The organism is Bacillus sp. TH30 (genome assembly GCF_016650875.1).
Taxonomy (GTDB): Bacteria; Bacillota; Bacilli; order Bacillales; family Bacillaceae_G; genus Bacillus_A; species Bacillus_A mycoides.
The window spans coordinates 4,811,673-4,831,904 of record NZ_JAEKEY010000002.1; the positions used below are offsets into that span (position 1 = coordinate 4,811,673).

Annotated in this window: 17 protein-coding genes and 2 pseudogenes; 14 read left to right on the plus strand and 5 right to left on the minus strand. The window is 34.3% G+C overall.

Features of this window, described 5'->3' with window-relative positions:
* Positions 1-2: 2 nt before the first annotated feature.
* The 4 genes from JFU20_RS26820 to JFU20_RS26835 all read left to right on the plus strand — a co-directional run bounded on the left by JFU20_RS26820 (position 3) and on the right by JFU20_RS26835 (position 4,842).
* Positions 3-500 (plus strand): DM13 domain-containing protein, encoded by a 498-nt coding sequence (locus tag JFU20_RS26820; RefSeq protein WP_201039092.1) that lies wholly within the window; start codon positions 3-5, stop codon positions 498-500.
* A 1,124-nt stretch (positions 501-1,624) separates the two neighbouring features.
* Positions 1,625-2,323, plus strand: coding sequence for an L-serine ammonia-lyase, iron-sulfur-dependent subunit beta (sdaAB, locus tag JFU20_RS26825; protein ID WP_002128064.1), 699 nt, complete (start codon positions 1,625-1,627; stop codon positions 2,321-2,323).
* 22 nt (positions 2,324-2,345) lie between these two features.
* A complete protein-coding gene (gene sdaAA / locus JFU20_RS26830; RefSeq protein WP_002165455.1) occupies positions 2,346-3,236 on the plus strand; it encodes an L-serine ammonia-lyase, iron-sulfur-dependent, subunit alpha in 891 nt (296 codons plus the stop codon).
* A gap of 286 nt (positions 3,237-3,522) precedes the next feature.
* Complete coding sequence (locus tag JFU20_RS26835; RefSeq protein WP_002165456.1) at positions 3,523-4,842, plus strand: aromatic amino acid transport family protein; 1,320 nt, start codon at positions 3,523-3,525, stop codon at positions 4,840-4,842.
* Between the two features lie 105 nt (positions 4,843-4,947).
* On the opposite strand, the pseudogene JFU20_RS30285 reads toward JFU20_RS26835, so the two are convergent.
* Positions 4,948-5,058: pseudogene (locus tag JFU20_RS30285) on the minus strand (IS6 family transposase); the annotation flags it as partial.
* Positions 5,059-5,810: 752 nt separating this feature from the next.
* Between JFU20_RS30285 and JFU20_RS26840 the strand changes: the two are divergent.
* The 5 genes and pseudogenes from JFU20_RS26840 to JFU20_RS26860 all read left to right on the plus strand — a co-directional run bounded on the left by JFU20_RS26840 (position 5,811) and on the right by JFU20_RS26860 (position 11,191).
* Positions 5,811-7,341 (plus strand): annotated as a pseudogene (locus tag JFU20_RS26840) (alpha/beta hydrolase).
* A gap of 607 nt (positions 7,342-7,948) precedes the next feature.
* Positions 7,949-9,394 carry a L,D-transpeptidase family protein gene (locus JFU20_RS26845; RefSeq protein WP_002165460.1) on the plus strand — a complete coding sequence of 482 codons (1,446 nt, stop codon included), beginning with the start codon at positions 7,949-7,951 and terminating at the stop codon, positions 9,392-9,394.
* A gap of 352 nt (positions 9,395-9,746) precedes the next feature.
* Positions 9,747-9,962, plus strand: coding sequence for a hypothetical protein (locus JFU20_RS26850; RefSeq protein ID WP_002017170.1), 216 nt, complete (start codon positions 9,747-9,749; stop codon positions 9,960-9,962).
* A 364-nt stretch (positions 9,963-10,326) separates the two neighbouring features.
* On the plus strand, positions 10,327-10,464 hold the full coding sequence (locus tag JFU20_RS26855; protein ID WP_201039093.1) for a hypothetical protein: 138 nt from the start codon (positions 10,327-10,329) through the stop codon (positions 10,462-10,464).
* Positions 10,465-10,804: 340 nt separating this feature from the next.
* Complete coding sequence (locus JFU20_RS26860; RefSeq protein ID WP_002165462.1) at positions 10,805-11,191, plus strand: DUF1259 domain-containing protein; 387 nt, start codon at positions 10,805-10,807, stop codon at positions 11,189-11,191.
* A gap of 236 nt (positions 11,192-11,427) precedes the next feature.
* Here JFU20_RS26860 and JFU20_RS26865 read toward each other — a convergent pair whose 3' ends face one another.
* Together JFU20_RS26865 and JFU20_RS26870 are read right to left on the minus strand one after the other, a co-directional pair.
* Complete coding sequence (locus tag JFU20_RS26865; protein WP_201039094.1) at positions 11,428-12,801, minus strand: sensor histidine kinase; 1,374 nt, start codon at positions 12,799-12,801, stop codon at positions 11,428-11,430.
* On the minus strand, positions 12,798-13,472 hold the full coding sequence (locus JFU20_RS26870; RefSeq protein WP_002084633.1) for a response regulator transcription factor: 675 nt from the start codon (positions 13,470-13,472) through the stop codon (positions 12,798-12,800). Before JFU20_RS26870 ends, JFU20_RS26865 begins: the two co-directional genes overlap by 4 nt.
* A 176-nt stretch (positions 13,473-13,648) precedes the next feature.
* Here JFU20_RS26870 and JFU20_RS26875 point away from each other — a divergent pair, with 176 nt between their 5' ends.
* From JFU20_RS26875 to JFU20_RS26890, 4 genes are all read left to right on the plus strand, one after another.
* Entirely contained in the window at positions 13,649-14,119 is a 471-nt protein-coding gene (locus JFU20_RS26875) for a hypothetical protein (RefSeq protein WP_201039095.1), read from the plus strand.
* Between the two features lie 20 nt (positions 14,120-14,139).
* Positions 14,140-14,463: a PepSY domain-containing protein gene (locus JFU20_RS26880; RefSeq protein WP_002084636.1), complete on the plus strand. Its 324-nt coding sequence runs from the start codon at positions 14,140-14,142 to the stop codon at positions 14,461-14,463.
* A 217-nt stretch (positions 14,464-14,680) separates the two neighbouring features.
* The gene (locus JFU20_RS26885) at positions 14,681-14,854 is read left to right on the plus strand and encodes an S-layer homology domain-containing protein (protein ID WP_201039253.1); all 174 of its coding nucleotides are present in this window, start codon (positions 14,681-14,683) and stop codon (positions 14,852-14,854) included.
* Positions 14,855-15,392: 538 nt separating this feature from the next.
* Positions 15,393-16,700 (plus strand): condensation domain-containing protein, encoded by a 1,308-nt coding sequence (locus tag JFU20_RS26890; protein WP_201039096.1) that lies wholly within the window; start codon positions 15,393-15,395, stop codon positions 16,698-16,700.
* 227 nt (positions 16,701-16,927) lie between these two features.
* Here the strand turns inward: JFU20_RS26890 and JFU20_RS26895 are convergent, their stop codons facing one another.
* Together JFU20_RS26895 and JFU20_RS26900 are read right to left on the minus strand one after the other, a co-directional pair.
* Positions 16,928-17,251: a hypothetical protein gene (locus JFU20_RS26895; RefSeq protein ID WP_201039097.1), complete on the minus strand. Its 324-nt coding sequence runs from the start codon at positions 17,249-17,251 to the stop codon at positions 16,928-16,930.
* 152 nt (positions 17,252-17,403) lie between these two features.
* Positions 17,404-17,796 carry a VOC family protein gene (locus JFU20_RS26900; protein ID WP_201039098.1) on the minus strand — a complete coding sequence of 131 codons (393 nt, stop codon included), beginning with the start codon at positions 17,794-17,796 and terminating at the stop codon, positions 17,404-17,406.
* Positions 17,797-17,911: 115 nt separating this feature from the next.
* Here JFU20_RS26900 and JFU20_RS26905 point away from each other — a divergent pair, with 115 nt between their 5' ends.
* On the plus strand, positions 17,912-20,221 hold the full coding sequence (locus JFU20_RS26905) for an AAA domain-containing protein (protein WP_201039099.1): 2,310 nt from the start codon (positions 17,912-17,914) through the stop codon (positions 20,219-20,221).
* Positions 20,222-20,232: the final 11 nt, after the last annotated feature.

Genomic DNA, 20,232 nt, shown 5'->3' on the forward strand with positions numbered 1-20,232 from the left:
TTATGAAAAGAAAATATGTATGGCTTATAGGTGGTTTGATAATTGTATTGGGGATTTTATGGTCATTGTTCCGACCAGAGAAATTATTTATTGATAAGCACGTAAATGAATCATTGCCACAAGCGGAGATACAATCAACTGAAGTAAGGCAACAAAGTGATCGAGTAATAAGGGAAGGTCAGTTTCAAAACGGTGTCCATGAAACAACTGGAACGGCAAAAATTTACCAATTAGCGGATGGAAAACGTGTTTTACGACTTTCTGATTTTGCAACATCTAATGGGCCAGATGTACGAGTTGTATTAGTTCCTACAAATCGTTTGAAAAATAATGAAGACGTGAAAAACTATCAGTATATTGAATTAGGAAAATTAAAGGGAAATAAAGGAGACCAAAACTACGAAATTCCTGAAGGGATAGATGTAAGTGAATATGGTTCGGTTTCTGTTTGGTGTAAAAGATTTAATGAAAACTTTGGTTCGGTTTATTTTAATAATTAAATATGAACTTAAAATTTCCTCTTACAGGCAAAATTCATCGGGTAATGATAATAGTTGCAGCGGACTTAGTTGCTAAGAAGGGCACTCATAAGAGTGTTTTTTTCATATTCTTCAATATTTGTATATTTTAGAGCTATTGGACGTTTACGGAGAGATTTTATTTAGTGTGGAAGCGTACTGTCTGTGAATAGAAGGATGAATAATATGTTACAGGAAAACATAACTCTTTTATAACTTAATTTTGAAGGAACATATACTTTTTTCATTTATCGGCTTGTAAAGAAGTATGGAAATTAAAGTTTATAATTTAAAAATCAGCTTAAAGATGCAATAAGCAATTTGAATAGTAATCTTAAGTAAATAAAAAAGAGAGAGGAGCATCGATGAGCTCTTCTCTCTTTTTAAATCTAATTAGGGTTTCCATAACTGTAAAGGGGATGGTGTAAATTGTTGGATATTACCAAAATATTACTTTAAATTAAGATTATAAAAAAAGAAGTTCCTTTTTTCTGAAAAATGAATATTAATGCAAAATTAATGATTGATATTCAAAAATGATTTTATAGTTCATTAATTTATTACTTGCTATCTATATTAATCATTTATTGCAACAGCTTTCATGTCCAAAATTAAATGTTTCAACAAAGGATAATATAAGTATCATTATAATGATTTTCCAATATAATCAATGTGTTAATGAAAGGAACTCTGTGTTATTTTTGCTTTTCTACTAACTAATACAGCTTCAAACAAAGGACACAATTGCTACATGCTAAGTCTAATCTATTACCCATTCAAGATTCTGTTTATTCAATCTTTCTAAAAATAAAAAAATATTGTACTCATAAATATACAAGCTATAATGAGGGCGTCGAGAAAGAATTTATTACCTCTAGAGAAAGTATCAAACCTAGTTTTTTTGCAAAAATCCTAATGACATTGTAAATAACCTTTCAAATTTGGACATACTGACATGATTACTCTAAGAAAGGTATGTGATCAAAAGGAAAAGTGTATTTGACACGAGAATGAAAGCGCCTTCAATAAGGTCTTGTTTTGAATCAGTCATTTTAGTAACTTAGATTCAACTGCAATTAAAAATAATAAATTATGGGGGTGCTTATATGAACATGAATGTAGCATCTATTAAAGAAAAAAAGGTTGTTAAATACAAAAGTTGTTTTGATGTGATTGGGCCCATAATGATAGGTCCTTCAAGTTCACATACTGCAGGTGCTTTGGCTATTGGAACAGTAGCCAATAAATTATTTCAAGGTCTTCCAAAAAAAGTCGTGGTAAGGTATTATGAATCATTTGCTGAAACCCATAAAGGACATGGAACTGATTTTGCGATTATTGCTGGGATACTAGGATTTGCAGCCGATGACAGCGAAGTGCCAGATGCTATTAAAATAGCAGAATCTAAAGGAATCGACATTACCTTTATTGAAAAAGCGGGTGATAGTCCTGCTGATCATCCAAATACGGCAGATGTATATTTAGAGGATGAAAGTCGAAGTATTAGAACGATGGGTATTTCTGTCGGCGGTGGATTAATTGAAATCAAACATGTTGAAATTGACGGATTTAGTTTAGATCTGCAGGGGCCATTGCCAGTCATTATTGCAATTTCCGAAAGAGCTGACTTTGAATTTGTTTTACGCAGGATCTTTAAACAATATGATGTAGAAATTAATAACTTTCATAGTTTAGAAGGAAATAGGAAATATTTATATGCATTCGCATTGGATTCGCTATTGCCTGGTAATCTCCAGGAGGAATTAGGAAATTTAAGCAATATAGCTAAGCTCATTATTCTTTAGTTACATTAGGGAGTGAAAAAATATGTATATGGCCATAAAAGAAATTGTGGATGCAACTAATAAAAGCCAAAAGACAATTTATGAATTAGCAATTGAACAGGAAATTGAACAAACTAAATCTACTTATGAAGAAGTTTGGAGTAAAATGGAACGAAATTTAGCGACTATGCAAAATGCTATAAATAAAAGTATCGAGGGCGACGGTGTATTTTCTCCAACTGGTTTAACCGGAGGTGATGCTGTTAAAATTAAAAACTATCGAGAAAATAGGAAAACCCTTTCTGGAGATTTGATGGTGTTAGGGATCCAAAGTGCTATCGGTGTTAATGAAGTAAATGCTGCATTAGGAGCTATTTGTGCAACTCCAACAGCAGGTGCGAGTGGGACGATTCCGGGAGTCCTATTTAGTATTAAAGATACGTTGCAGTTAAGTCATGAAGATATGATTCATTTTCTATTTACTTCAGCGTTATTTGGAACGATAGTCGCAAACAACGCTTGTATTTCAGGAGCGTACGGAGGATGTCAAGCTGAAGTAGGCAGTGCCTCAGCGATGGCGGCTGCAGCTGCGGTAGAAGCTGCAGGTGGAACGCCACAGCAATCTTCTGTAGCTTTTTCGATTGCATTACAAAATTTACTCGGTTTAGTTTGTGATCCGGTCGCTGGTTTGGTAGAAATTCCTTGTGTAAAGAGAAACGCCATTGGAACGGCAAATGCTTTAGCAGCAGCGGACATCGCATTAGCCGGCGTAAACAATATCATCAATGCTGACGAAGTTATTGAAGCGATGTATAGAGTTGGAAGACAGATGCCTCGCGAATTAAGAGAGACAGGCTTAGGTGGAATTGCAGCAACACCTACAGGGATTGCCATTAAAAATAAAATCTTTGGAGAGAAACAATCAAATCAATGAACAATAATCGGGTATATTGTGAAATAGTTAACAATCTATTCTCTATTGTTCGCCTAAGGATGTCTGTATATTGGGGGAATTACTAATAAAATATACTACTATATAATTGGAGTATTTTGTAACAACCCCGTCAGATTGATGCTTCGCTAATTTTTTGATTTTGATTAACTTAGAAGAAGGATATACGATGTGGCGCACTTTATAAGCAATTCATTTTTCAAGAACGGTCTATATTCCGACGCCTTAAATAGAGAAGTAAGAATAGGAAACTAGGAGGAATTATTATATGAATGGGAATACTGCAAAAAACATAGAATTTCAAGCTGATAATACTGCAGTAAAAAATGAGAAATATCCAGACCCTAAAAAGTGGCATAAACAGGATACTACCTGGGCATTGAGTCTTTTTGGAACAGCAATTGGAGCAGGAGTACTCTTCTTACCTATTAATGCAGGTTCAGGTGGTTTATTATCATTACTGTTAATTACCATACTTGCATATCCAGTTATGTATTACTCACATAGGGCGCTTGCTAAAATGATATACGCTTCTAATTCTGCTGATGAGGGGATTACGGGTACTATAAGAGAGTATTTCGGAAATAAGGCAAGTATCATTTTTAACATAGTATATTTCGTCTCAATTTATACGATCGTGCTGATGTATTCGGTTGCACTTACAAATACTGCAAGTAGTTTTATCGTGCATCAATTGCACATGCAGGAGCCTCCAAGGGCCATTTTATCGCTTGTATTAGTACTCGGTCTTATCGCTATACTAAATTTTGGTCAAGATATTACTGTAAAGATAATGAGCATGCTAGTATATCCTTTCATTGTTTCTCTACTTTTTATCGCAATATCTTTAATTCCACAGTGGAATACGTCAATTCTAAGTTTTTCAAGTGTTTCTACTGCTTCAACTGGAACGGGATATTTTGGAACAATATGGATGATACTACCAATCATAGTATTCTCGTTTAATCATTCTCCTATGATTTCGTCATTCGTTATGAAACAGAGAGCTACGTATGGAATAGATGCTACTGATGCCAAGTGTGCTCAAATACAAAAAGTTTGTTATATCATGACATTCGCTGTTGTTATGTTCTTTGTTTGGAGCAGTACTTTAAGTTTGACTCCAGATGATCTTAAGGTGGCAAAAGAACAGAACTTGTCAATCCTATCATATCTTGCTAATGAGCTTAATTCACCAGTAATCACTATTGCGGCTCCTATCATTGCATTTGTTGCTATTACAAAGTCTTTCCTTGGCCATTATATAGGGGCGTATGAGGTAATGCGTGACATGATTATCAAGTCCGGTAAAAAACGTGGGAAAGATATAGGAGAAAAAACAGTTAAGACAATGATTCTTACTTTTGTCGTATTAACATGCTGGTATGTTGCTTATACAAATCCAAGTATTCTTGGAATCATTGATGCCCTTAGCGGTCCGTTAGTTGCTGCTATCTTATGTCTATTACCAATGTATGCAATTCGTAAAGTGCCTGTACTAGCTAAATATAGAGGGAAGATGAGCAATGTATTTGTTATTGTTATAGGTATCCTTACTGTCCTAGCGAGTATTAAGTCGTTATTCTAATTTACTATTGTTAGTTCTGATGCAAAAATAGTGGGATATGAAAAAAGAATGAAAAATTCCTAGCGGAACTGAATTAAATATTATTAAACCAGAGCGATTATGGTATTGGACAAACTTTTCCCCTTGGGGAGTTTGTCCTTTTTTGATTATAAGCATAACTTCTATTCCAGCAATCACTTTCTTAGCTGTTTGTAATGAGTTTAATTCAATCATATTATGGTGCCAATTAATGTACATCAAGCTAGTATTTTGAAAGAAACCTTCTTATTTTTCGTTCTGGAGAATATCCGTTTCTTAAGTTAATGGTTTTGAAGTCACCCTTAAATGAAAATTTTCTGTCTCTACATTTAGTTATTTTGAGAAGTCAGCTCATTTTTTGTTTTGAGGCGTTTCTTTTTCTTAAACTGTTGGATATGAGTACCCTCTAGTATAAATTTTACTATTGAAACAAGTGATTTTAACAACGTTAGGAGTGTTCCAGACAGCACAATGTAATTTGTGTTACATAGCAAGAAAAATAATCAAAATTTAAAGCGAGAAAAAGAAGCACCAAAGCAAATAACATCGGTGTTTCTTTTTTGCGCTTTCGGGCACAGAGGTTCCTACAGCACTATTATAAAAGCGATTCTGGATGTAAGGGATTTGTAAGGAATAGGTAAGGAAAGAGAGATTTTCATTGTATATGATAAAAATATAAAGTAGCGCGAAGGGGGAAACAGGTACGACTTATATATGAAAAACAAACCAGTAAAAAGAGTGTTTTAAAGAAAAGAAGTAATTTCTAGAGTTAACATACATGTGGAAAAAGAGGGAGAAGGCATTTTATATTAAAGTTTGTTTATAATAGCTTTTTAACCTGTTAGGGGGATCGTAAAGTAAATTATTAATTACCTTGAAAATTTCTATTTCCTTATAGTACTAGGCATGCTGTATTAAAAATTTTAATTGTGAAGGGAGAATTAATAAATATGAGCACGAAAAAAAGAATAGGGAGTAAGTTATTACTTGTCAGTGCAATTTGTGCGATAACTATTCCTTCGGTTTCATATGCGGAGGAAGTAATTTCACCTAAAAATTTCGAGGATTATTCAAACTTGTTCGAGGGACGGAATAAGGACGTGTTGAAAACAAGTTTATATCCAAATACATATAATACCCCTTCAGCCACCCATTTAAATCGACATTAAAGGAAACCAACACAAATATAAAAAAATAGACAATATTGAAGATGAAAATCCTGTTATATCTACTACTCTTTCATTTATCCGTTCTATGCATGCTGAAGATTATAAATCTGCATTTGGTTTAACTTCTCGATCATTACAGAAAATAATATCCGAAAAATGGCTGAAGAACTATTGGGAGGAACTTCCTACGCAATTACAAAAAGGTTCTTTTATAGAAATTGGAGAGGTTACACAAAAAGAGACAAATTCTGTTCATACAAATGTAGAGATTAAATTAGTTTTTGAACAAATTACTGTACCTTTACTAATAAAACTAGATCCATCTGGAAAAATAGATGATTTTCAACTCAGTATGTCGTTTAGTCCTGTTGCAGATCGGCCATCATATAGTAAGCCTGAATCATTTATTGATAAAGAAGTAGTAGTTGGAAGTGGTGCATTTCCATTACCAGGAACATTATCTATTCCAAAGGGAAAGGGTCCTTTTCCAGCGGTTATTCTTGTTCATGGAGCTGGAGCAGCCGATCAGGATTCAGCAACGTATGCTTTAAAACCATTTCGCGATTTAGCTGAAGGTCTTGCCTCGAAAGGAATTGCTGTCCTTCGCTATAATAAACGAACCTATGAACATGGATTGAAAACAGAACTTAGTCCTTTTTATACAGTTGATAAAGAGACAACAGATGATGCTCTTCTTGTGAATCATTTTCTTCAAAATGAACCTATGATAGATAAGAATCAAATTTATATTCTTGGTCATAGTCAAGGTGGAATGATGATTCCGAGGATAATTGAAAAAAATCAAAATCAAAATATTGCTGGGGCAATTGTGATGGGAGGAGCGGCCCAGGCATTCACAGACAATGTTTTAGATCAACTTGAGTATCGTCTTTCTATTGGAGAAATGAAACCAGAAGAATATAAATTTTACAAATCGCAATTTAAATTATTAAAGGATCCTAATTTCTCTAGTCAGAATCCTCCAAAGGATTTTTCTTTAGGACCACCAGTATATTGGGATTCTATCCGTAAAATTAAAGCAGCAGAAATGTCAAAAGAACAAAAAACACCGCTTCTTATTCTTCAAGGAGAAAGAGACGATCGAGTTCCATCAAAAATTGAAATTCCTTTTTGGAAAGAACAATTAAAAGAGAGAGATAACATTGATTATCGACTATATCCAAAGTTAAATCACTTCTTTACAGAAGGAGATGGAGAATTAAGTAAATCGGATGAATATTATAGTCCTGCTAATATCCCTGAGTATGTTATAAATGATATTGCTACTTGGGTGCAAGGAAGATTGAAATAAAATTAGCAACTATATTTTTAAATAGCTATTTTCAGTCCTTAAGATAGAAATATATATAATTATATTATGATGTAAATAACTATAACGAACGGAGTAAAGTTTCTTATTCAAATACTTTAGATTCTCATACCCGGGGGCATCATCCATGCTAGCGTCTTAATATTTGGAAGTATATACAAATACTCTAAACGAAAAAACGGTATTCTTTCTATTCTAAGATGTAGAAGGATTATCGTTTATTTTTTTTGAAATGTAAAAAAAAATTAACATTAATAACAGAATTATATAAACTAATAATGTAAAAGTTTTTGGCAAAATTAGGGGTGATGTTCATAAAAATGGAGAACATACTTCGTATTTTACGTAAAGAGAAAAAGCTTTCACAAGAGATTTAGCTAAATCCCTTGGTGTAACAGTTGATTAAAGTTTCACTTTATTACTTGTAAAGGGTTATTCAATGTATCGTACTATTGAAAAACCCGAATTTAATTAATTAAATGCGATAAAATCTTTTTAAAAATAATGAAATTTTAGGAAAAATAAGGTACACTAGTCAATGGTTTTAGTTTAAAATCGATTGACGTTAATGTATACGGGGGAAAGATTGATGAACAATAATCCAATAAATGAATCAGTTGAAGAAGTTGAGAGAAAACGAGTAAGATCAAGCAAACGTTTTACAAATTGGAAGCTTATTGCAGCGGGTGTTGGTGTAATTGTACTTCTCATTGGAGGAATGAGTTATTATCAGGCAACTCACTTCAATTCAAATGTTACGATTAATGACACAAAAGTCGGTGGTCTGAACGCTGATCAGGCAATACAGAAATTAAAAACATCTGGACTAGAAAACAAAGTCTATGTTGATCAACAACAAATTTTAGATGAAAAAGATACAAAAACGGAACTTACGGAAAAAGATTTGCCTCAAGTTAAGAAACTATTAAAAAGCCAGTGGACATTTTTCCCTTCTTCAAAGGAAAAAAATTATTCATTGCTACCGGAAAAGGCGGATCAGTATCGTAGTGAAACGATGAAAAAACTTGTAGAAGAAAAGCTCATCTCTATGAATGAAAAATTACAAGCGCCTCAGGATGCTATGGCGAAGCTGGAACAAGGAAAAGTTGTTATTTCGAAGAGCGTTGATGGAAAACAGTATGACGTTACGAGTCTACTGAAAGATTACGACAAGCAGAAATATAAAAGCGAAATTCATCTGAAGTCTACATACATACAGCCTATTAAAGAAGACGATCCGATTATCAAAAAAGAGGAGAAAGCACTACAGAATCTTCTTGGGCAGTCAGTTGAATATAAAGTGCAGAATGAAGTTTATCCTTTAAAAGCGAAAGATTTAATTCAAAATGCCTCTATGTCAAAGGATATGAAAGTGACAATCGATGCGAGCGATATTAAGAATAAGATTGCTGAAATTAATAATGCTAAATCAACATTAAATAAAAATTTCAGCTTTAAAACCCATTCCGGTTCGGTCATATCAGTAAAAGGACAAGGCTACGGCTGGGCACTAGATGTTGAAAAAGAAACAAAACAAGTTCAACAAGCTTTTGAAAAGGGTGAAAAATCGCTATCTGCTTCTAATATCCATGGAAATGGTTGGGAGAAGGAAGGTATCGGTTATGAAACAACATCGAATAATGGCATCGGAGACACGTATGCGGAAGTTTCAATTGCAGATCAACAAATTTGGATTTATAAAGATGGGAAATTAGTCGTCACAACAAATGTAGTAACTGGTAAACATAGCACGAGTGAAGATACATCACCAGGTGTGTGGTACGTTCTATATAAACGAACACCATACACGCTCAAAGGCAGCGCAGTAGGTAAAGCTGATTATGCAGTTAAAGTAGATTACTGGGTGCCATTCACAAATAGCGGCCAAGGATTCCATGATGCAGGCTGGCGAAAAGACTGGGCAAATAATGCTTATTTAACAGGGGGATCAGGTGGGTGTGTAAACCTTCTTCCTAATGTTGCAAAAACTGTATATGATAGTTTGAACACTAATGATCCAGTTATTGTGTACTAGAAAATAGCTACGTATCAAGAAATAAATAAAGCAGGAAATCTTATCTGATGGTACATGAAAAAACACCTCTTGAATTCGCATATTTAGTGTGCAAATTCAATGGAGGTGTTTTTTTTGTTTGAAAACAAGAGTTCATTGCCTATAAGAAACGAAGTAGAAAGAGATTGAGATGATAAATAGATATTCAAATAGTCAATAAAATTGACACTGAATATCATTTTCATTTATTATGAAATCGTCGCATGTAATTGGACATGATTTTTGTGAAAAAGTTTACTTTTTTATTAATATAATAGATTTCTATTAAGGTGTCCCATTTAAGAATTTAAGCGTAGGAAAGGGTAAAATAAAAATGAACTGGAAAAAAGGCGGATTATGGATTATTATTTTTTTCATTGTAAAAGGTACGATTTCTACACTTTTAATAGTTACAGGTGCTAAATATTTTGATTTATCATTTATGCAACTTTTCGTACTAATACTGATCTTATTACTGATTTCTCTCATAAGTCGAAAATTGCTGCATAGACATAAACAAAACAAAAAGCAAAAAGAGCTAAATATATAATGAAGCCCCAGAGACCTTTGGATTTCTGGGGTTTTACTATATATTTAGCTTCTTACTATTTGTGGAAAGTAAAACTCCCAGCTCAAAATTTAGGTGGTACAGAAGTTTGTTGGGAGCTGATTAAAGTTTCACTTTATTTCATAGTGCATGATCTATTTTGATTAATTGTCAGGTTTTTATGTATCCTCTAATGACAAGGTTAAATCCTTTCAAATCGGTCAATCACCGTTTTTTTGAATTCACTAAAAGTGGCTGAACCTATGCAGAATAACGATACCATCTCTAGCAAAATAATTAACTATCCCATGCAAGAAAGTTAGGCTAGTTAATCGCATATGTTTTATTGAAGGGATGTGATTGAATTATGGAACGGCCGAATTGGGGAATTGGAGGATTAGTATTCGTTGGCTGCATGTTTTTTGGCGGAGGAGTGGGATCTATATTAGGTGATACTCATGCTGGATTTATTGGGATGGCTTTAACGAGACTGATCAGAAAGTAATATAACGGGATTCTTCTTCGGGTAAATAAGGAAATATGTATGTAAGTAATTCATGGTATAAGAGCTCTATAAGTTATAGTTAGAAGTTTCTCTTTTCTAAATTTCTCCATACATAGATATGATTCTCAAGTCGGAGGATGGCACCTTAGGGTGTCTTTTTTATGCTCTCAAAAAATGTCTTAACATATATAGCCGAGTTAATTCAAATGATCAAGAATAATTGAGCTAACAGTTTTCGTTAGATTGCCATTATCTTTTTTGTAATAGAATAGATTCATTACCGTTTCAGACCTATGTATTCATTCATAACCTAACAGTAAAAGGGGGGATGATTGAAGGTATGGCGATTAATGAGGAATCAATTTGTCAACAGTTTGCAAGAATTATCGGCGGCCAAGAAGGATTCGCCGGTGGAAAATGCGTGGCAACAATAAATCGAGATGAAATACAAGCAACAATCTTGGGGAAACGTTTTAGAGTAACAACTTCCTTCTCATTCGAATCACGAGATAATAAAACTGGACGGGCATTATGTCTAGGGCGGGTAGCACTCTTACAAAAGGAAGTCACTGAATTTGTTGCTACAATTATTAAACAAGGAATAATTGTTTCGTCTATACACAATGAGTGGTTATGTGATGATCCAAATTTAATTTACGTTAATATCGAAGACGTTGATGATCCACTAACTTTTGCAAGGAAAGTCAGAAGAGCATTATGCAATTAACCAATTTTTTTAGTTAAATGAGTGATTGTGTTGATTAGAATATTTCAGATTGTTGAATGGTATACTTGGAAAATAGATTTAAGTAGATGGTTTTATAAAATCTCATATATAGCTAAAAAGAGTAACTCCATTTTGATCGCTTTTTTTCAAAATGGAGTTTTTGTATTTACTTTTAAATAAGGACTGAAGAGAGATTTTTAATCAATCTGTATTCTAAAGCTAAAACCGAGCATACATTATGCTCGGTTTTCAATTGGTAGTTTAAATGTAAAAGTACTGCCTTCTCCTAATTCACTTTCAACGGTAATTTCTCCTCCGTGTAGTTCTATAATCCATTTTACCATCGACAATCCTAAACCTGTGTTTCCATTGTTTGAAGATGTTCGTGCTGCGTCAACTCGATAGAAGCGGTCCCATATTTTCGCAATATGTTGCTCGCTGATGCCTATGCCATTATCGGAGACTTTACCTATTATGTTGGTTTCATCCCGGAACAGTTGCATATTCACAGTGCCGTTCGCTTTGCTATAAGCAATCGCATTCGTTAGTAAATTCATTAATAAACGCATCATCAATGTTTGATCTGCTTTAATAAACAGGTCTTCCTCTATATGTGTTGTTATATTAATCGAAGCTTCTTGAACCATTAATGAAAGCTCTTCTACAACGATTTCCGTTAATTCACTCATATTGATACATTCAAATTGAAAAGTATTATGCTTTTCTTGGTCAACTCGTGCTAATAATAAGAGTTGCGAGATTAACACGGACATTTTACGCGATTGCCTTAAAATTACTTCTAACGATTCTTCCATTTCTTTCGGATTATTCCTCTGCGATAAAGCGTATTCGCATTGCGAAATAATAACAGATGTTGGTGTTCTTAATTCATGAGATGCGTCAGATGTAAATTGTTTTTCACTTTCGAATGATGTCTCCAATCGCTCAAACATTTTGTCAAAGGTTTGTGCTAAATGATACATTTCGTCTTTCGATGAACCTTGTAAATTAATTCTCTTCGAAAGGTCTTTACCATCACCAATTTCACTGGCTGAATCACTCATTTGTTGCACAGGTCGAAACGCTCTTTGCGTAATAAAATATCCTCCCACTGCCGCAATGAGAATAAGTAATGGAAATGAGATGAGTGTTACCACAATAAGCGTATTCATGGTTGATGATAATTGATTCATGGTCATTATGCCACGAATCCAGACTTGCTCATCGCCGCCTACATTATGGAGAAAATCATATACTATCCATTCCTTATTACCGTCTTTAATGGTTTGTATTTCATCGGATTTAAGCGATACCTTTTTATTAAAGGTTGTTGGATTATGTCCTGCCAGCAGCTCACCTTGTTTACTATAAATGATGATATTTACTCCATCTTCTAAGGCTTCAAATTCATCGTCAATCTTTAACTGTCCATGCTTATATTCGATATCTCCAATGCTTTCTTTTACTGTGCTCTTCAATTGATTTTTCATATTAAAAAGCAAAACTTTATCTGAAGAAGTTAAAATAAAAGCTAACACGAGTGCCATAATAATTACAACTAGCCCCGTATACCATAGGGTCACTCTCATTTTTATTGATAGTCTTTTCATGATTCAACTCGCAATACGTAACCAGTGCCTCGTACAGTATGAATTAACTTAGTTTCAAACTGGCTATCAATTTTTTTACGAAGGTATCGGACGTAAACATCAATAATATTCGAGCCACCTTCATAGTCGTAATTCCACACATGTTGCTCAATTTTATCTCGTGTCAACACAACTTCTTTATTACGAATCATATATTCTAAAATAGCAAATTCTTTACTGGAAAGATTGATAACTTGATCTCCTCTTGTTACTTTATGCATATTGCAATCCACCACTAGGTCAGCGATTTCAAACACATTAGATGTATTTCCTGTTTTTCTTCGCATCAACACTCGAATTCTTGCTAACAGTTCATCAAAAGCAAACGGCTTTACTAAATAATCGTCCGCACCTAAGTCGAGTCCTGTTACGCGATCATCAATTGTATCTTTAGCTGTAAGAAGCAAGACAGGAGTGGTATTATTGTCCGCGCGTAATCTTTGTAATACTTGTAAACCATCTATTCCGGGAATCATAATGTCAAGCACAATCAAATCGTAGGTAGCCATGCTTATATAATCTAATGCATCTTCTCCATTCCCACATCCATCGACACTATAATATTCTGCATTTAATCGTTTTACTAATATATTTTGTAAATCTTGTTCATCTTCGACAATAAGAACTCGCATTAACATTCTCCTTTTCTTCTTATTTATATGTATCACTATAATTTCAAAACATTAAAGAAAGATTAGAAACTATTTAATTATATCATTTTATTTTTTTGCGCATTAATCTTCCTTTAATGTTTGTTCAGTAATATAAAGACATGGATCAGGTGCACATGTAAAGGGAGGAGAACATAATGGGAAAATGGATGATGATTGGAGCAATGTCTTGTTTATTCTTAACAGCTTGTTCGACTCAAGCTGATAACGATACAGAAGTACAACAACTGAAAGTAGAAAACGATAAATCACAAAAAGAAGGTGCTCAACTACAACAAGAACCACACAAAACAGGGCCTGCTATGAATGATACTAAGCAAACACAAGATTTCAAAAACGAAGTCACATCTATTGTAGAAAAGGCAAATAATACGAAACCAGTTGGAGCAAAAGAAGATAACTTAAATACGTACTTAGCAGCAAAAAAAGAAATTGACCAATTAGATGACAAGATAGATCTATCTGATGATCAGCTAGAAGCAGATTTTCACGCTGGAACGATAACTGTTGAACAATATCAAATACAAGAAAGAGAACAAGATATACTTGAAGATCAATTAGAGCAAGCAGAAAATGCACTTGAAGCAAGATTTGGAATAAATGATTAATTATTAAGGAGTGGATGGAAATGTTAAAACATAAAAAGAAAATAATTATAAGTGTAATTGCTATTTTAGTAAGTGGTATTGCTATTGTTGGTGGATATTATGGTATGGGCTACAATTATGCGAAAAAGAATGAAAACTACACAGAGAAACAAGTTCGTGAAATTTCTTTAGCTCATACAAATGGAGAAATTATTAATGTGAAAAAAGAATTCGAATTAGAAGATGACAACTTAGCACAATCTAAATTTGAATATGAAGTGGAAATCAAGACACCTGAGAATCTATTAAATATTTTAAAGGTTAGTGCTAGAACAGGCACAATAGAAATCAATAAGGAAGATTAAAAAAATTGACAAATAAAATATCACGTATTTTAAAAAACTTCTAACAAAATTTGTTAGAAGTTTTTTCACGTTTATACTCTACTATTCTAAAAGGGGACTTGCTACATCGCTATCAAGTTAAGAAATACACTCATCTAAAAAACAAAAATATAGACTGTATTCATCATTTTCTACTCCTCACAAAATGATTGTTTCTTAATCTGGGTGAATTTTTAGGTTGAAGGTTACGGTTCTTCAAACCGTTGCTGCACTTGCGAAAAAAGGGGCCAAAATTCCGGCTCCTTTTTTTCGCTATTTGTGGGCAGTAAAACTCCCACCTCAAAATTCAGCTGGAACAAAGGAGTTAGGTGGGAGCCCTGCTGCCCGTAAACGCCCGATTGGCGAAGGCTAATAATCAGTGGGGATGGACAAAACCCCCCACTGATTAAAGTTTCACTTTATGAAGACCTAGTTAGTTTGGAAGTTTGAAAATGATGAGGTGATACAAGTGCAAACAGGAGTTATTTGTAAACAATGTAATAATGAATACAAACATCTAAAGCAATATGATAAAAGGTTGGTGGTCCTCCATGCCCATCAACCTTTTTATTATGAAGTAACACCTAAACGTATTATATTATTTTTTTTATTAACAGACATAAAAATAATTTATTTTTTATTGATAATTACCAAACACCATTGTAAAATGTTTGTATATATATAAACTAAATCAATTTTCGTTTGGTTTTAAGAAGGGAGGTAGGAAGTGTTAATAATAATAAAATAATGGTTATATCACCTACAAAGAGCCGTAAAAAGAATGGAACCAGTACGGAAAAGATACTTTTGTGAAAAGTTCAAAAAATAATAATTATTTACTCTTGAAGAAAATTTACAACCATATGGAGAATAAGGTTATGCAAAAAAAGTCTTAAAAGGGGGACGGAATTATGGAACAAAGAAAGTTTTCAGTAACACCTCAAGATCGAATGAATTATGTATTAGGTCTTTATTCTGCAGATCAACAAATTAATGCAGTTCTTTATTTTCCTGTAGGTATATCAAAGGAAATACTTGAACAATCAGTAAGGATAACGTTACAATTGCAGCCGGTTTTGAACAGCCGGTTTGTAGAAAATGATATCCCTTACTGGGAGGAACATTCATCTGCCACTAACTCACCTATTTGCCTTTTTGCAGAAGGAAATAATCAAGAACTTGAAATAATGGCAATAGATTTTATTAAGGAACCCGGTGATCGTATTCAGGGGCCTATGGTTCAAACAAAATTATTACGAGGCACTACAACAGATATGTTAGTCGTGAAATTATCTCATCTATGTTCAGATGGCGCAGGGGTCAAGGAATATATTAATTTGCTTGGAGCAATTTATACTCAACTTTCCTTGGGACAATCTAAGAATCAAATTATGAAGGAATTTGGTGAGGGAAATGAGAGTTTTCGAGATCAATCACATGTATTCAAATATGCTGGAATATCGGACATAAAAAGCGCGTATCGTCCTAGCCAAGAACAACAAGCATCGTTATGGTCTTTTCCATCTCAACCCAACAAAAATAAATCCCCTCAAATGTCTGTACGGCGGTTGAGCCATGAGCAATCTCTACGTCTAACCCAATGGACAAAAGCACAACAGGCTACCTTGAATGATGTAATCATGACTGCATACTTCCGAGCTTTATCAAATTTCACTGTGTATGCAGAACCTCGTACCGCAGAAAAAATGATCGGTTTAACAATTGATTTACGTCGATATCTGCCTAATTATACAACTGGTGCTATTTGCAACTTATCCGGCATGGAAATGCCAGTGATTAAAATGGAGGATGATGAATCATTTAATCAGACTCTCGTTCGAATTAAACAATCAATGGATAAAATAAAGTCTCAAAATCCAGGTCTGTCTTCAGCTGCAGGAATGGAGCTACTGGCAGGTATGAAGCTATCTGTGGTGAAGGAAATGTATAATCAGCAATACAAACAGGCTTTACAGATGGGGATGGCGTTGCCGTTACTGACAAATTTTGGGGTGATCGCTGATGAACCTATTCAGTTTGGTGAAGTTCAAGCTGAGGACGGGTATATGACATCACCCATTATGTATGCGCCATTCTTTTCAATGGGTGCAAGCTTTTATAATGGGAGACTTACATTTACGATTGGTTATCATACACCGGATACATCAAAAGAAGAGGTAGACAAATTTTTGGAAAGTGTTGTTAATCAACTATCATAAATAAAAGGGAATATAGAGCGGAAATTTCTAGCGGAATTGTATTTTAGGGGCTCGTCCCCATGTTCATCAAGCTAATATTTTGAAGTATCCCTAAAACGAAAATTTTATATCACTACAACAGTTATTTATGAGAATTCAGGTCATTTTTTTCGTTTTGGGGTATTCGCTTTTCTTAGCTTGATGATTATGGGCGGTACCCCAGTAAAGAAAGAAATAGGGAAAATACCCTATTTCTTTTTATTTCTATAATAAAATATAATTATTAGGTCCAAAGTAATGATAATAATTAGAAGTAATACTTCTATAAGTGCTTCCGTTTTCCCATGCTGCAAAGACTTTATAAAGAAATCCCATTCTGTTTCATAGGGAGGCTCTGCCCAATTTCGTTGCAGTCCTACATAAATTCCATTTAAGAAAAAGACGATACTTAATAGAATCCTTCCAATAAATACGGCAACTATTTTTATATTCCAATGCTTTATCATGATTACATAAAGGATTGGAAATAGTATAAGTACCCAAAAGACAATAATATAGATTGTATTTATCATTCTTTACTCCTAACAAAATGATTGTTTTTTTATAGGTGAGTTTTCGGATTGAAGGTGTGTTTTATTGTTACTGGTTGCGCACTTGCAAAGATAAGGGCCGGAATTCCGGCTCTTTTTCTATCCCGCAAAAGCTCCCTAATTAAAGTCTTACTTTATCTCCCCGTCTCAAAAAACTCAATCCACTCTCCGTCAGGACCAGCGAAGAATATGTAACGTGTTCCATCTGGTAATGTTTCAATTTCTTCTCCTAGTAAAAAGGTTACTTTTTGTTTCTTTAGTCTTTCGATCTCATCCTCTAATGAATCCACTTTAAAGCAAATGTGATGTACTTTTCCTTCTGCCGGAAGAGAAGAGTTATAACCTTCAATGAGTTCGAGTATCGTTTCCTTCGATTCTTCTACACTTAAAAAAGCGAGTTTTAAGTCTGGATTCGGGTGCCCCATACGTTTAATGAGCTGTAAGCCGACTACTTCTTCATAAAATGAGATAGATGTTTCTAAGTTTGCAACCATAAGTCCAACGTGTTCTATTCTTCTAACTGGCATGTAGATTCCTTCCTTCTTTCTGAAAATTATATACAATATATTATTGAAAATTAAGAAAATAAGCAAGATAAAAACCTTACAAATTTTAGCGTGTTATATGGTATAGTGAGAAAGTATGTTTGGGGAGAAGGAAGGAGATTATACTATGAATACAACTACTCAAACTCCTTCATTATCGGAAACAATGAAAGAGTGGCATTATGCATTAGCATATGAAATTAAACATTGGAAAACGATAGGTGGTAGTAAAATTTCTATCATGAACGGTCGTTTTTTATATACAGATTATGAAAGTACAGTATACGTATTTCAGCTTATTTCGGAAGTAAGCTTACCTGAAGGTTCACCAATTCGAATTGAGTTTGATGGTGAGGAAGCGACAGGAGAAGTATTATCTGTACATGGATTAGAAATAGAACTGAAATTAAATGATTATATACAAGGTGAAATACGAGAAGCGGTTTTATACAGTGAACCGTGGCAATTGTTAGAACAACTACAAGAGAGATTGAAAGAGGCACATAAAGATAAGCTAAAACGTAATCGTATAAAGCGTCTTGTTGATGGGACGAGCAGTCCGAAACATATTGAAAAGATGAAAAATACGAAAAATGAATTGGCGTATCGTTCTTTTTACAATCCAACAACGTACGTGTGGGGACCACCGGGAACAGGGAAGTCTTACAATTTATCGCGTATTATTTCTGCTCATTATCAAAAAGGAAAATCGGTACTTGTGTTAGCTCATAGTAATGCGGCAGTTGACGTATTAATGAGCGAAGTAACGAAGCAAATTGAGAAGAAAAAGAAATGGACACCTGGTGAAATCGTTCGTTACGGTTATAGTCAACATGAACATATACGAAATCATGAAACGTTACTTGCATCGAAGTTAGTTGAAACGACGAATGGATCTTGGGGAGAAGAAAGACTCTATTTAGAAGAGACACGACAAGATCTTCGTGAAAAGATTTTATCATATAAAGCGACTTCTGCTGATAAGAAGCGTATACAAGAGATTGAAAGTGATCTTCGAAAGCAAAAAGCGAAAATTAAAGAAGTAGAAAAAGAATACATTGAAAATGCGAAAGTAATCGGTGCGACTTTATCGAAATGTGCAATTGATTCACTTATTTATGAGCGTACATTTGATTTAGTTGTCGTAGATGAAGTAAGTATGGCTTATGTGCCGCAAATCGCATTAGCTGCTTCACTTGGGAAACGTATTGTCGTTTGTGGTGACTTTTTACAGTTACCTCCGATTGCGATGGCGAACCATGAACTCGTTCGAAAATGGCTCGGTGAAGATATGTTTTATCATGCAGGGATTGTTGATTCTGTAAATAAATCAGAAGCACATCCGAACCTTTTTATGCTGCAGGAGCAAAGACGTATGCATACGGATATATCGAAGTTTACGAATTCATTTATTTATAAAAATAGAGTGTACGATCATCCATCTGTTTCAGAGCGTAAAGAACTTGCGAAACTGCAACCGTTCGCAAATGAGGCGAGTGTTTTATTTGATATGAGCTTAATGGGAGCCTTTTCTTTAAAAGACGCTGCTTCCGGTTCTCGTTTTAATATTATGTCTGGTTTAGTAGCGATGCAAATGATGTTAATCGGATTGTTAGACGGTGTTCAATCTATCGGTGTAGTTACGCCTTACAGGGCACAGTCCCGCTTTTTATCAACGTGCATTAGAGAAATGTTGCAGAAAACGAAATATCAAAACATACCAGTTTTAGCGGCGACAGTTCATAAGTTTCAAGGGTCTGAAAGAGATATGATGATCTTTGATACGGTAGATAGTTATCCGCAAGAACGCCCTGGCGTGTTATTCTTTGATCATAAAAACCATCGCCTCGTCAATGTAGCAGTAACGAGAGCGAGAGGGAAGTTCATTCAATTATCAGATTGCCATTATATGCGTAAAAACCTTTCGAGAAAACAAGCGTTATCGCAATTAACAGCTCATATAGAACGTCACGGAGATGTGTATGATCGCACGACATCAAGAAAATTGTGGGAGCGAAAAATCTCGAAACGTTTACGCTGGTTTATGGAAATGAATCTTGAAGAACCGAAAGGGTTATTGAAAGATATTTTAGCTGCAAAACGAAAAATTATCATTTCCCTTCCAAGTACAAGGCAAGTTGATAAACGAGTATGGCAAGCGTTAATGCGTACGAATGCGCAAATAACAGTTTATAGTGATGGACCAGTTCCATTGAAAAATATAAAGTTACAAAGGCAAAATAAAGCATTCCCGTTTATATTAATCGATGATGAAATCTTTTGGGCAGGAGCACCTCTTACATCTCAAATGATGTTTGAAGGTAGTATGGAATTTCCGTACATATGTGCAAGAATGCAAGCACCTGAAACAATTGGTGTATTAAAAGGGTTTTTAGATATTCGGTAAATCCGGATAGG

Excerpts from the sequence above, each read along its gene's own strand:
- JFU20_RS26820 (WP_201039092.1), top strand. The coding sequence starts at position 3 with ATGAAAAGAAAATATGTATGGCTTATAGGTGGTTTGATAATTGTATTG.
- sdaAB (WP_002128064.1), top strand. The coding sequence starts at position 1,625 with ATGAACATGAATGTAGCATCTATTAAAGAAAAAAAGGTTGTTAAATAC.
- sdaAA (WP_002165455.1), top strand. The coding sequence starts at position 2,346 with ATGTATATGGCCATAAAAGAAATTGTGGATGCAACTAATAAAAGCCAA.
- JFU20_RS26835 (WP_002165456.1), top strand. The coding sequence starts at position 3,523 with ATGAATGGGAATACTGCAAAAAACATAGAATTTCAAGCTGATAATACT.
- JFU20_RS26845 (WP_002165460.1), top strand. The coding sequence starts at position 7,949 with ATGAACAATAATCCAATAAATGAATCAGTTGAAGAAGTTGAGAGAAAA.
- JFU20_RS26850 (WP_002017170.1), top strand. The coding sequence starts at position 9,747 with ATGAACTGGAAAAAAGGCGGATTATGGATTATTATTTTTTTCATTGTA.
- JFU20_RS26855 (WP_201039093.1), top strand. The coding sequence starts at position 10,327 with ATGGAACGGCCGAATTGGGGAATTGGAGGATTAGTATTCGTTGGCTGC.
- JFU20_RS26860 (WP_002165462.1), top strand. The coding sequence starts at position 10,805 with ATGGCGATTAATGAGGAATCAATTTGTCAACAGTTTGCAAGAATTATC.
- JFU20_RS26865 (WP_201039094.1), bottom strand. The coding sequence starts at position 12,801 with ATGAAAAGACTATCAATAAAAATGAGAGTGACCCTATGGTATACGGGG.
- JFU20_RS26870 (WP_002084633.1), bottom strand. The coding sequence starts at position 13,472 with ATGCGAGTTCTTATTGTCGAAGATGAACAAGATTTACAAAATATATTA.
- JFU20_RS26875 (WP_201039095.1), top strand. The coding sequence starts at position 13,649 with ATGGGAAAATGGATGATGATTGGAGCAATGTCTTGTTTATTCTTAACA.
- JFU20_RS26880 (WP_002084636.1), top strand. The coding sequence starts at position 14,140 with ATGTTAAAACATAAAAAGAAAATAATTATAAGTGTAATTGCTATTTTA.
- JFU20_RS26890 (WP_201039096.1), top strand. The coding sequence starts at position 15,393 with ATGGAACAAAGAAAGTTTTCAGTAACACCTCAAGATCGAATGAATTAT.
- JFU20_RS26895 (WP_201039097.1), bottom strand. The coding sequence starts at position 17,251 with ATGATAAATACAATCTATATTATTGTCTTTTGGGTACTTATACTATTT.
- JFU20_RS26900 (WP_201039098.1), bottom strand. The coding sequence starts at position 17,796 with ATGCCAGTTAGAAGAATAGAACACGTTGGACTTATGGTTGCAAACTTA.
- JFU20_RS26905 (WP_201039099.1), top strand. The coding sequence starts at position 17,912 with ATGTTTGGGGAGAAGGAAGGAGATTATACTATGAATACAACTACTCAA.